This window comes from Pseudomonas sp. 3A(2025), from assembly GCF_054589175.1.
Genome location: NZ_BAAILM010000031.1, coordinates 182,865 through 195,581 on the forward strand (window position 1 = coordinate 182,865; position 12,717 = coordinate 195,581).

Consider the following 12,717-nt stretch of genomic DNA (forward strand, 5'->3'; position numbering starts at 1 on the left):
TGCACCATGTCCAGCGCCTGCTCCCAGATGGCCGTGGTGCCGGGGTCGGCAATGGCGCGAGGCACCGCGTCGATCAGGCTGAATGCCGCCGCAGTGGCCGCCAGCGCTTTGCCGTGCTTGGCCAGGTAGCCGCGATCGATCAGGCCCTGAACGATGCCGGCGCGCGTGGCTTCGGTGCCGATGCCGGTGGTGTCTTTCAGCTTCTGCTTGAGCAACGGGTCCTGCACCAGCCGGGCGACGTTTTTCATCGCCTTGATCAGGTCGCCTTCGGTGTAGGGCTTGGGCGGCTGAGTCCACAGGTCCTTGAGTTGCAGTCCGGTGATCGGGCACACGCAGCCTTTGTGCAGCGCCGGCAGGTCTTGCGGCGGCGCAGTCTCTTTGCCTTTGGCCGGTGCCAGCGCTTCTGGCAGGGCGCGTTTCCAGCCAGGCTCGACGATGCGCTTGCCCACCGCGCGCAAGGCGTGGCCGGCGCAATCGAAATCGGCCTGGGTGCGGTCGTATTCGTGGTTGGGCAGAAACTGCGCCAGGTAGCGGGCGCGAATCAGGGTATACACCGCGCGCAGCTTGCCGCTCAGGCGCGTCAGATTATGCGCGGCGGCCGTGGGAATGATGCCGTGGTGAGCGGTGATTTTCGCGTCGTTCCAGGCCCGCGAGCGGCGTTGCGGGTCCAGATGCCCGTGCAGGGCTTGCAGGCCCGGATCGGCCTGAATCAATGCGGCGATGATGCTGCGTGCCTCGCCATGCTGGCTGTTGGGCAGATAGCCGCAATCGCTGCGCGGGTAGGTGATCAGCTTGTGGGTTTCATACAGCGCCTGGGCGGTGTCGAGGGTTTCCTGGGCGCCGAGGCCCAGCTTCTTCGAGCAGATTTCTTGCAGCGTACCCAGGTCGAAGGGCAGCGGTGCTGCCTCGCGTACCCGCTCGGTGCGCACCGCAACGGCCGTGGCCGTGCCGGCCTGCTGCATGTCGTTGGCCGCCTGTTGTGCCAGGGGCTGGTTCAGGCAGCGGTCCTGATCGTCGCAGGCATCGGCTGGCGCGCGCCAGTGGGCGGTGAAATTCTGCCCGTCATGGCGCAGGCCGACTTCGATGGTCCAGTACGGCACCGGCACAAAATCGGCGATGCTGCGGTCGCGATCCACGACCAGGCGCAGGGTCGGGGTCTGGACCCGGCCCACCGGCAATACGCCCTGATAGCCGGACTGGCGACCGAGCAGGGTGAACAGCCGGCTCATGTTCATGCCGATCAGCCAGTCGGCGCGTGAGCGGCCCAGCGCTGAATGATACAGGCTGAAGGTTTCTGCACCGGGCTTGAGCGCCGCCAGTGCCTTGCGAATCGAGGCGTCGTCGAGTGCCGACAGCCACAGGCGCTGAATCGGCCCGCGATAGCGGCAATGCTCGACCAGCTCACGGGCAATCATCTCGCCTTCACGGTCGGCGTCCGTGGCAATTACCAGTTCACCGGCCTCACCCAGAAGGCGCTTGACGGCCTTGTACTGGCTGGCAGTCTTGGGTTTGACCTGCATTTTCCAGGTGCCGGGCACGATGGGCAGGTCTTGCAGCACCCAGCGTTTATAGCGGGCGTCATAGGCATCCGGCGGCGCGGTTTCGAGCAGGTGGCCAATGCACCAGGTCACCGTGGCCGAAGGGCCGACCCAGCAGCCATCACCACGCCGGGTTGCACCCAGCACGGCGGCGATGTCTTTGGCTTGGGAAGGTTTTTCGCAGAGATACAGGCGCATGGCCGGGATCATTCTTCAAGGCGGTCGAGGCCGACAGGATGCTTGACGCAGCAAGGCAGAGCAAGGTTTATCTGTACGGACGTACAGTAAGGCCGCTGGCGCGGCCTCACTGCAGCTGCAAGTTGTCAGCCACAAGCTACAAGCTATGACGCGGCGCGACCACTTGCCGCTTGAAGCTTGCCGCTTACCACTCAGAGGATGGTGATAGGGTAATCAACGATCAAACGAAACTCGGACAGGTCGCCTTCGCCCTGGTCGGTGTTGGCGCGGTGGAAGGCCTGGCGGATGCGGAACGACAGGTCCTTGGCCGGGCCGGTCTGGACCACGTACTTGGCTTCGATGTCGGTTTCGTTGTGCTTGCCGTCTTCACCATAGAGGCCGGCGTAGGCGCTGTCGGCCGAGACCTTGGTGCCGTCGACGTCATAACCGCGCATGTGCCGGGCCATGAAGCTCAGGCCGGGTACGCCATAGGTGGCCATGTCGATGTTGTAACGGATGCCGAAGGATTTCTCGTTCGGGCCGTTGAAGTCCGACCACTGGATCGAGTTGGCCAAAAATACCGAGTCGCCACCTTCACCGTTGCCGTTGTTGCCCACACCCAGGTAATCGAACGGCGTATCGCCGTGGACTTTTTGCAGCGACAGGGTGATCGAGTGCGCGGTCAGGAAGGCATAAGTGGCCGACACGGAGGCTGTGGTGTTGTTGATCGAGCCGGCCTTGGACTGGCCTTCGTCTGTGGTGCGGTACAGGTTGGCATCGAAGGTCAGCGACTGATCGTCGCTCAGGGCCAGCACGTAGTTGGTGTTGGCGTAGTACTGGTTCCAGACATCTTCGAATTGCGAGCCGTACAGGCTGGCGGTCCAGTTCGGGGTGATCTGGTAAACGCCGCCGGCAAAGGTCGCACGGCGTGCGGTGACGTTGGCGTACAGCGCGTAGATCTCGTGATCGTTGTTGGTGGTCACGTTGCTGTTGGTGCTGGTGTAGCGGCCGGCTTCCAGGTCCAGGCCTTCGATTTCGCTGCTTTTAAGCTCGAAGCCGGTGGCGGTCTGTGGCAGCAGGCGGGTACCGCCCACGGCAAACACGGGGGCTGTCGGCAGCATGTTGCCGTAGCGCAACTGGGTCTTGGACAAGCGCAATTTCAAGGCGCCGCCCGCGCTGCCGAAACTGTCCTGCGCCTGGCCGTCGCTGTCGCGTTGCAGGTTACCGGTGCCACTGTCGCCTTCCTGGGCATCGAGCTTGATGCCCAGATAGCCATAGGCGTCGACGCCGACACCGACCGTGCCTTGGGTAAAGCCGGAGCTGAACGTGCCGATGAAGCCCTGGGTCCAGTCCCGGTTATCGCTGGCGCCGTCCTGACGGTCGCGATTGAAGTACTGGTTGCGCGCCAGCACCGACAGGCTGCTGCCTTCGACAAAACCGGTGGCCTGGGCCTGGTCTTCGATGGTCTCGGCGTGAGCCATCTGGCTCAGTCCTGCCGAAACGGCCAGCGCGATGGCGCTCCATTGTGTTGCATTCATCGGTGATTTCCCTGAATTGGTTACGGCAGGCGGGCATGCGCCCATCCAAATAGCCCCATCCAGATAACGACGGGGATCGCGAGAGTTATAAGAGTGCGCTCGCTCGGTGTGGCGAGGCTTTGTTTCGCGCCGTCTCTGTTATATCACGCGATTTCCTCGGGTTAAGTCGACGCGGCGGTTACAAATATTTAACCGTCACCCAAGGCGTTGTTACCATGGCCACGCTCGAATACGACAGGAAGCCCCATGCGAAGAGTCTTGTGCATCGAAGACGACCACGACACCGCCCAGGAAATCGCCTCGGAACTGAGCCGGGTCGGGTTTGCCGTAGAGTGCGCCAGCGATGGCATCAAAGGCCTGCACCGGGCACTCAACGGCGGCTTCGACGCCATTACCCTGGACCGCATGCTGCCGGGCCTCGACGGTCTGGAGCTGATTACCCGCCTGCGCCATTCCGGCATTCGTACCCCGGTGCTGATGATCAGCGCGCTGACCGACGTTGACGACCGTATTCGTGGCCTGCGCGCCGGTGGCGACGATTATCTGGTCAAGCCATTCGTGTCCGAAGAAATGGCCACCCGCATCGAAGTGCTGCTGCGTCGGCATGCCGATATTCCCGAGCGTGAAACCCTGTTGCAGGTCGGCGACCTGAGCCTCGACCTGCTCAGCCGTGAGCTGATGTGCAAGGACCAGCGCGTCGGCCTGTCGGCCACCGAGTTTCGCCTGTTGGAGTTTCTGATGCGCAATGCCGAGGCCGTGGTCACCCGGGCGCTGATCTTCGAATCGGTGTGGGGCTATCACTTCGACCCCGGCACCAAACTGATCGACGTGCACCTGACCCGCTTGCGCCGCAAGCTGGAGGCAGTGGGCTGCCAGGTAGCGGTCAGCGCACTGCGCGGCTCGGGCTATGTGCTGGCCGGCGGCGAGGCTGTCTGAGTGCGCGCTCGTCTGTCGCGTACCACCGCCTTTCGCCTGACCCTGAGCTACACCGTGGTGCTGTCGCTGGGGGCGATGATGCTGGTGGGCCTGATCTATTGGCAGGTTGCCGGTTACATGTCGCACCAGAGCGACAAGATCGTTCTTGGCGAGATGCGCCAGTTGTTGTACCCGGCCCCCGAAGCGTTGCCGGCCGAAATCGAGCGCCTGCAACAGAGCGACCTGCGCGGCGTGGTCAGTTACGGTTTGTTCGATACCCAGGGCCAGCCGCTCTATGGCCAGGTGCAGGCACTGCCTGAAGGCGTCGCGCTGGATGGCCAGCCGCATCCCTGGGCGGACTCGCGCTTTTCCGAAGGCGCCAAGATCATCGCCCGGCGGCTGGGCAATGGCCAGATTCTGGTGGTCGGCTACGAGGCCCGCACCCTCGCCAGCCTGCGCGACATTCTTTTGCGTTCGCTGGGCTGGAGCGCCTGCCTGATTCTGCTGGCCGGGCTGCTGTTGGCCTTGCTGCTCGGCGCAGGTCCGCTGCGCCGCGTGCGCAATGTGCAACTCGCCAGCCAGCGCATTGCCGAGGGCGATTTCAGCCAGCGTTTGCCGGTCAGCCGTCGGGGCGATGAGCTGGATGTGTTGTCTTCGCTGGTCAACCGCATGGTCGGCGAAGTGGGGCGCTTGCTCGATGAGGTGAAAAGCGTCGAGGACAATGTGGCCCATGACCTGCGCACGCCGCTGAATAAACTGCGTGCCCAGTTGCACCGCACCCTGACGGACTGGGAGCGGGCGCCCGATGAAGCGCTGCGCCAGCGCCTGGAAAAATCCCTGCAGGCCGCCGATGTGTTGCTGAGTCGCTTTCGTGCCCTGCAACGGGTCGCGGAAATCGACAGCCGGGCACGCCGCTCGTGCATGACCACGCTGGCGCCGGGCGCGTTGCTGGCGCAATTGTTCGAGGATTATCAGCCGGTGGCCGAAGAGGCCGGCATCGAGCTTGAACTGCACATCGAAGAGACGCCGCCGCTGCTGGCCGATCGTGAGTTGTTGGCCGAGGCGATGATGAACCTGCTGGATAACGCGGTGAAATTCACCCCGCCGGGCGGCTGCATCCAGATGCGCCTGCGCCATGCAGGGCAGAGCACCCGTATCGAAGTCCAGGATGACGGCCCCGGTATCGCGCCAGACCAGTGCAAAGCCGTGCTGGAGCGTTTTGCTCGTGGCCGCCAGCAACCCCGAGCCAGCGGCACTGGTCTTGGGCTGGCGATCGTCGCGGCGGTGGCCAGAACCCACGGCTACCGCCTGCTGCTTGAAGATGCGCAACCGGGGTTGCGCGTGGTATTGGTTCAAGAGCTTTAAGGGCATGCCCTAGCGAACATTGCGATACAGCATCAGCCGCGCGCTTTCATGCAGGCCACGGGTCAGCGCCTGCAAGCGAATAAACTCTTCGGGATGCTGCCGGGCAACATCGTCCCGAGGAGTGGGCGAGGCGAGATCATGCAAGGTAGGTGAACTGCCGTCGTGCTGCATTTGCAGTAAAAAGTGCCGGGTGACGCCGCCGATAAGTGGAAAAGTACCCTCGTGCAAGACCAGCGGTACCATACGTTCGCCTTCCGGTGCCGGTTGCTGGATATCCCGGCCCATGGCGCCGTTGCTGAAAGGAATGCCTGCCATGCCGGCGACGGTGGGCAGCAGGTCGGCCAGGCCGACGGCCTCTTCGATCACCCGTGGTTGCAGACCGGGCGCATGGATCAATAACGGCACATTATTACTTTCCAGGCCCAGCTGTTCGAAGGCCGGCGCCATATGCGGGATCTGGCTGATGCGAGTGTTGTGGTCGCCGAAAAACACAAAAATGCTGTTGTCGTAGTAACCGCCTGCCTTGGCAATGTCCATCAGGCGACCAATGTTGTAGTCCAGCAGGCGCACGGCGTTGTACTGCTCGACGCTGCGTGAGCCGGCGGCCTGGACCTCTTCGAGCGACAGGTCACTGACCTTGAAGCCGTCGTTGAGCCTGGGAATGGTGAACGGTCGATGGTTGCCCGAGGTTTGCAGGTAGGCGAAGAACGGTTGATCCCTGGGTAAGGCGCGCAACAGTTGGTCGCCTTCCTTGAACAGGTCCAGGTCGCTGATACCCCAGACATCGACCCGTGGCGAGCGCCAGTGACTTTCATCGTAGAGTTGCACGCCATCGATGCTCTGACGGATCAGGGCGTTGATGTTGGCCCAGCCGGCGTTGCCGCCGATCATATAGAGCTTCTTGTAGCCCTCGAAGGCGTTGATCAGGCTGTGCTGGCGGGTAATCAGCGGGTTGCGCGTGGCGGTTTCCTGACGGGTCACGTCGGGCACGCCGGTAATGCTGGCCCACACGGTTTTTGCCGTACCTGTGACCGGCACATAGAAGTGTTTGAAGAACCAGCTTTGCCTGGCCAGTGCGTCCAGATTCGGCGTGGGGTTGAGCGGGTTGCCATAGGCACCCACGGCGCTGGTGCCGAGGGATTCGAGCATCACGAAAATCACATTCAGCGGGCGATCCGTAGCCAGCCGGTAAGGTTGTATCGCTTGTTCGCGCACGAAGCTGAGTGCTGCAGCATCTTGCGGCTTCACACCCAGGTAGTGGGCCACTTGCGGGTAATACTGGCGCACCTGCGCTTCATCGAATTGCGACTGGCCCACCTTGAGTGTGTCGTATAAAAACAGTACGGGGTTCAGACCTGTGGCAGCTACCTGGCTATTGCCGGAAAAGAACGCATCGCTCCAGCGCAATGGCACCGGGTTTTCCAGATTGAGGTTGGCGACACGCCCCAGCAATGCAAGCAGCACCGCGACAACGCCCAGCGTAGCGGTGCAGGTCAGCGCCAGTGTGCCGATTGCCCGAGGCTGGCGATCCAGGGTCATGCGCTCGAGGCGAGTCAGTGCATAGGTCCAGAGCACCGACGCTGCCAGCCAGCTCAACGTGATCCACATCACCGGGTACGTTTCCCAGACCATGTGCCAGGAAATCTGCGCGTCTTCAAGGTAACGCAGTACCGTGGCGTTGATGCGCACACCCAGGTAGGCGTAGTGGCCGAAGTCGATGATGTACACCAGCCCGACCCCGGCCAGAGCCAGGAGCAAATAGCCGCGTGCCAGCCAGCGCAACGCGGGCACTGTCACCAGGTTCCAGCGTGGCAGCCAGGCGATTACGGTCAGTGGCAGCAGCATCAGCAGCGTCAGGCGCAAGTCGAAACGCAGGCCAATGCCCACGGTTTGCCACAGGTCAGGCGTGCGCAGATCAACGCCGGAAAACCCCAGCACAAACACCAGCCGCAAGCTGGCGAGCAACAGCCAGACCATCCCGATCGCGCCCATGCCGTAGCGCAGGCGGCGTGATTGCAACACACCCATCATTGACCTCTGTGCCATTTCAAAAGAGGACGCCAGGCGGCGCCGACCAACAGCTTCAACCCGCTGACCAGGCAGTAGCCCGCCAACAGCGGGTCCAGCAGATAATCCCAATAGTTTTCCGAGGCTTTGAGCCGCAGGGCGAAGGCCAGGGTGCCCGCCGCCAGCATCGACGCCGCCAGTGTGTTGCGTAGCACCAGCATCAGCAGCGCCAGCGCACCCATCAGCACAATCATCGGCCGAGGGTTGAACCCCCAGCGGTACGGGTCCAGATACGTCAGGCCCAGGGTCGCGGGGTACAGAATCAGGCTCAATGCCCCGAACAACAGCGCCAGGCTTGCATACTGGCGGGCCTCGATCGGTTGCAGTACGCCCAGCCGGCATAGCCCCACCCAGGCCAGCAGCACCAGCGTGCTGATCGCCAGATCATCGGTCACGCTGCGCACGTAGGCGGCCAGCGGCAATTGATTGATCGGGATAAAACTCACCACCACCAGCAATGGCAGCAACCATGGGCGCCAGGGTGCCGTGCAGCGCAGGGCGCAAAGCGCTATAAACCCCAGCAGTACAAAACTCAAATGGGCTTGCCACAGGGCGAACATCACAGGCGCTCCGACAGCCAGGCTTCGTTGAAGCTGACATGTTTGATAAAGGTGTTATTCCACGAGTACACCAGGTGGTACATGCCGTCCGGGCTACGACTGAAATACGGGTATTCGTATTCGAAGTCGCAGCCGCGCGGTTTGCACACCCGATAATCGAGGCTGCTGAGAAAGCGTTGTTCCAGCGGCAGGCGCCGGGCGCCGCTGGAGGCGCGAAAGCCTTCGCCGATGAGGGTTTTGTAGACCTCGGGGGAAAACGGCTGGCCCAACGGGTCGGGTGACTCATCCAGTTGCGTCACGGTACGCCACTGGCTCAAACCCGTATCCGTGCCGTACAGGCTGAGCTTGAAGCGCCCGTCTTGCAGGTCATTAAGGGCAACCAGCAGCCCATCGCCTTCGGTGGCCACCGCCGCCAGGGATGAATTGGGGTTGGACGGCTCCAGCGGCCATGGCTCACTCCAGGTTTGCCCTGCGTCTTCGGTGCGGCTGGCGAGTACCCGGTGGTGAGTGTCGCCGGCATAGCGCAGCATCGCGATGGCGCGCTTGCCATCCAGCGGCACGATGGTCGGTTGCAGGGAATGCTTGCCTCGGCTGATGCGGAATTTGTCGATCACCGCACCGTCGGCACTCAAGTACAGGTACTCGGCAAACTTGCCCATGAACTCGTGATACACCGGCAAGCCTATAGAGCCGTCGGCATGAAACACCGGCGCGGCGCGTACCAGGGTGCTGATATTGAAGAACGGCGAAGTCACCAGTTGCCACGGCGCCGACCAGTTCACCCCGAGGTCATCGGAGACCATCACATTGATCGCGCTGGTGGCCCAGCCGCCGACCGACACCGAGACATAAAACATCCACAAACGTTGGTCCGGCGCCAGGGCGATCACCGGGTTGCCCAGTTTGCGGATATGACGCCGGGTGCCGTCGCGTGTGCTTTCGCGTGTGGCCAGCACCTGTTCGGCACCCCACTCGCCACTGCGTGCGTCATAGCGTGCGCTGCGTACCTGCACATCGGCGGCGCCTTCACGGGAGCCGGCGAACCACACCGCCATCAGATCACCGCCCGGCAAGGCCGTCACCGAGGATGAGTGCACGAAGTCATTGAGCTGCGAAGACACAAAGCGACTGCTGTATTGCGCGGTAGCGTTATCGGTGGGCTGGCTGGCCTGTACAAACGGCGCCAGGGCGTGAGGCGGATGGCTTTGCCACGCGGCGAAAAACACCGCGAGCAAGCCGCAGATCAGCAAAGCAGAGCGCATAAAACACTCTCGGCATAAGAGGGGGCGCCACTGTGCGAAACCAACCTTAATGCAACCTTAGTGGGTAACGAGCAGTTACATCTTCCCGGAATCACCCCCCGCCGAGATCGGCGTATGCCTACGCCGCGATTTCGACCCAGTCACCATTCAAGCGCACCGGCCACACGTCCAGCTTCTGCTCGGGGTATTCCAGGCAACTGCCGTCATGCAGGCGAAAATGCTGCTTGTACAGCGGTGAGGCAATCACCAGGTCGCCGCCCAGTTTGCCCAGCAGCCCGCGGCCGATGACGTTGGCGCCCGATTTCGGATCACGGTTGGCCACGGCAAACAGCGGCTGCTCGTTGCCCGGCAGGTAGAACAGCGCCACCTGCTGGTCGTTGAACCAGGCCACCACGCCGGAGTTGGCGACCAGGTCATGCCGTTCGCACAGGGTTTGCCATTGTTGCGGGGCAGCAGCGACTTGTGATTGTTCGGCGAACGCTACGTGGGTCTGGCTCATCACACCACCTCCTTGAACAGCGCAATATTGTTGAGTTCATCGGCGCGGGCCGGGCGACGCTGCTCGCGTTCGCGAACGAAATGCACGTCCGGGTCCTGGCGCTTGTCGTTGACGAAGGTCCGGAAGCGCTTGAGCTTTTCCGGGTCCTTGAGGGCGTTGGCCCATTCGCATTCGTAACGGTCGACCACCAGTTGCATCTGCGACTCCAGCTCTGCGGCCAGGCCCAGGCTGTCATCAATGATCACTGCTTTGAGGTAGTCCAGACCGCCTTCGAGCGATTCGCGCCATACCGAGGTGCGTTGCAGCTTGTCGGCAGTGCGGATGTAGAGCATCAGGAAGCGGTCGATGTAGCGGATCAGCGTTTCGTCATCCAGGTCGGTGGCGAACAGTTCGGCGTGGCGTGGGCGCATGCCGCCGTTGCCCGACACGTACAGGTTCCAGCCGTTCTCGGTGGCGATGATGCCGACGTCCTTGCTCTGCGCCTCGGCGCATTCGCGGGTGCAGCCGCTGACCGCGAACTTGAGTTTGTGCGGCGAGCGCAGGCCCTTGTAGCGGTCCTCGATGCGCAAGGCCATGGCCACGCTGTCCTGCACACCATAACGGCACCAGGTGCTGCCCACGCAGGACTTCACAGTACGCGTCGACTTGCCGTAGGCATGCCCGGTCTCGAAGCCGGCGGCGATCAGCTCGCTCCAGATGTCCGGCAGTTCGTGCAGTTGTGCACCGAACAGGTCGATGCGCTGGCCGCCGGTGATCTTGGTGTACAGGTCATATTTCTTGGCCACCGCGCCGATGGCGATCAGGCCGTCGGGAGTCACTTCACCGCCCGGAATACGCGGCACTACCGAGTAGGTGCCGTTCTTCTGCATGTTGGCCATGAAGGTGTCGTTGGTGTCTTGCAGCGGGATCAGCAACGGGTCGGTGATCGGCCGGTTCCAGCACGACGCCAGGATCGAACCGACCACTGGCTTGCAGATATCGCAACCGTGGTCGCCCTTGCCATGGCTGTGCAGCAGCTCTTCAAAGCTTTCGATGTTCTCGACCCGCACGATGGAGTACAGCTCCTGACGGGTGTAGGCAAAGTGCTCGCACAGGCTCTTGTCGACGCTGACGCCACGGGCGATCAATTCGTGCTCGAACACCTGCTTGAGCAACGCCGCGCAACCACCGCAACCGGTGGCGGCCTTGGTGCACGACTTGATGCCGGCAAGGTCCGTGCAGCCGCCATCGATGGCCGCGCAAATCGAACCCTTGCTGACGTTGTGGCACGAGCAGATGGTCGCTGTGGCGGGCAGGGCATCGGCGCCCAGTGCCGGCGCGCCGTCGCTGTGCGGCAGGATCAGGCTGGCCGGGTCAGCGGGCAGGGCGATGCCGTTCTGGGCGTATTGCAGCAGGGTGTCGTAGTAGCTGTTGTCGCCGACCAGCACTGCGCCGAGCACTTGCTTGCCATCGGCCGAGACCACAAGGCGGCGGTAGCTGGCGCTGGCCTCGTCGATGTAGCGGTAGCTGACCGCACCGGCCAGCGCGCCGTGGGCGTCGCCGATGGAACCGACATCGACGCCCAGCAGTTTGAGCTTGGTCGACATGTCGGCACCGAAGAACGACTCGGCGTCCTGCTCGCACAATTGCGCGGCAACGCTGCGGGCCATCTGGTAACCCGGTGCCACCAGGCCGAACACGCTGCCGTTCCAGGCTGCACATTCACCAATGGCGAAGATATCGGCATCGCTGGTCTGGCAATGCTCGTTGATATTTACCCCGCCGCGCGGGCCCAGTTCCAGATCGCACTGGCGAGCCAGCGCATCCTGCGGGCGGATGCCGGCGGAGAACACGATCAGGTCGGTTTCGAGAAATTCTTCGCCGGCAAAATTCATGCGGTAGCGGTACTCGCTGCCGGTACTGATCGACTGTGTGGCCCGCGACAAATGCACACCGACGCCCAGCGCTTCGATACGCGCCTTGAGTGCCGCGCCGCCCAGTTCGTCGAGCTGCACCGGCATCAGGCGTGGCGCAAATTCCACCACATGGGCTTCAAGGCCCAGCGATTTTAGCGCATTCGCGGCTTCCAGCCCCAACAGGCCGCCGCCGACCACCACGCCACGCTTGGCCGAGCGGGCGGCGGCACGGATGGTGTCGAGGTCGCTCAGGGTGCGGTACACCAGTTTTGAATCGCCCTCGGCGCCCTGGATCGGCGGCACGAACGGGTAGGAACCGGTGGCCAGCACCAGCTTGTCGTAGGCAAAGCTGCCGTGGGCGGTGATCACTTCGCGGCGGCTGCGGTCGATCTCCAGCACCGGCACACCGAGGTGCAGGCTCAGGCCGGGATGCTCGTACAGCGAAGCCTCGCTCATGGCCAGGGATTCGGCATCGCGGCCGCTGAAGTATTCCGACAGGTGCACACGGTCATAGGCCCGCTGCGCTTCCTCGCCGAAGACGTGGATGCGATAGCGCTCAAGCGCACCGCCCGCAATCAACTGCTCGACGCAATGATGGCCGACCATGCCGTTACCGACGACGATCAGCGTTTTTACATCGTTATGAGGGAAGACTGTGGAGTTCATAGCAAGTCCCGGCCTAGGCCAATCAGGTTTTTTGAAGCAAAAAAAAGGCGCCCGGAACCTTTCGGTTCCAGGCGCCTTTGCCTGTTTTGGTTATGGGGTGTCATCGGGGCGACGTTGCCGGATGCACCTGTTTCGATGCAAACAATGCAGAGCCCGTGCCATGTTGCCTGAAGCCCCGTAAACCGGGCGTTTACCTTCGAAAGTGCCGAGGTGGCAGGGGAGAAAAACTGCATTC

At 62.7% G+C, this 12,717-nt stretch carries 9 protein-coding genes; 2 read left to right on the top strand and 7 right to left on the bottom strand.

Translation table 11 applies throughout. The features are described from left to right. The coding region (locus ACYP2A_RS12095) for a DNA topoisomerase III (protein WP_459745222.1) at positions 1–1,736 on the bottom strand (1,736 nt) is incomplete at its 3' end. A gap of 191 nt (positions 1,737–1,927) precedes the next feature. Then, complete coding sequence (locus tag ACYP2A_RS12100) at positions 1,928–3,253, bottom strand: OprD family porin (protein ID WP_459745223.1); 1,326 nt, start codon at positions 3,251–3,253, stop codon at positions 1,928–1,930. A gap of 246 nt (positions 3,254–3,499) precedes the next feature. On the opposite strand from ACYP2A_RS12100, the gene ACYP2A_RS12105 reads away from it, so the two are divergent. Continuing rightward, positions 3,500–4,189, top strand: a complete 690-nt coding sequence (locus ACYP2A_RS12105; protein ID WP_459745224.1) for a response regulator transcription factor — start codon at positions 3,500–3,502, stop codon at positions 4,187–4,189. Beyond that, complete coding sequence (locus tag ACYP2A_RS12110; protein WP_459745225.1) at positions 4,190–5,533, top strand: sensor histidine kinase; 1,344 nt, start codon at positions 4,190–4,192, stop codon at positions 5,531–5,533. A 9-nt stretch (positions 5,534–5,542) separates the two neighbouring features. Here the strand turns inward: ACYP2A_RS12110 and ACYP2A_RS12115 are convergent, their stop codons facing one another. From ACYP2A_RS12115 to nirB, 5 genes are all read right to left on the bottom strand, one after another. Beyond that, positions 5,543–7,561, bottom strand: a complete 2,019-nt coding sequence (locus ACYP2A_RS12115) for an LTA synthase family protein (RefSeq protein WP_459745226.1) — start codon at positions 7,559–7,561, stop codon at positions 5,543–5,545. Beyond that, positions 7,561–8,160 (bottom strand): hypothetical protein, encoded by a 600-nt coding sequence (locus tag ACYP2A_RS12120; RefSeq protein ID WP_459745227.1) that lies wholly within the window; start codon positions 8,158–8,160, stop codon positions 7,561–7,563. Before ACYP2A_RS12120 ends, ACYP2A_RS12115 begins: the two co-directional genes overlap by 1 nt. Further along, the gene (locus ACYP2A_RS12125) at positions 8,160–9,422 is read right to left on the bottom strand and encodes a sialidase family protein (RefSeq protein ID WP_459745228.1); all 1,263 of its coding nucleotides are present in this window, start codon (positions 9,420–9,422) and stop codon (positions 8,160–8,162) included. Before ACYP2A_RS12125 ends, ACYP2A_RS12120 begins: the two co-directional genes overlap by 1 nt. A 118-nt stretch (positions 9,423–9,540) precedes the next feature. Further along, positions 9,541–9,921 (bottom strand): nitrite reductase small subunit NirD, encoded by a 381-nt coding sequence (gene nirD / locus ACYP2A_RS12130; RefSeq protein ID WP_459745229.1) that lies wholly within the window; start codon positions 9,919–9,921, stop codon positions 9,541–9,543. Next, positions 9,921–12,482, bottom strand: coding sequence for a nitrite reductase large subunit NirB (nirB, locus tag ACYP2A_RS12135; RefSeq protein WP_459745230.1), 2,562 nt, complete (start codon positions 12,480–12,482; stop codon positions 9,921–9,923). Before nirB ends, nirD begins: the two co-directional genes overlap by 1 nt. Between the last annotated feature and the right edge of the window lie 235 nt (positions 12,483–12,717).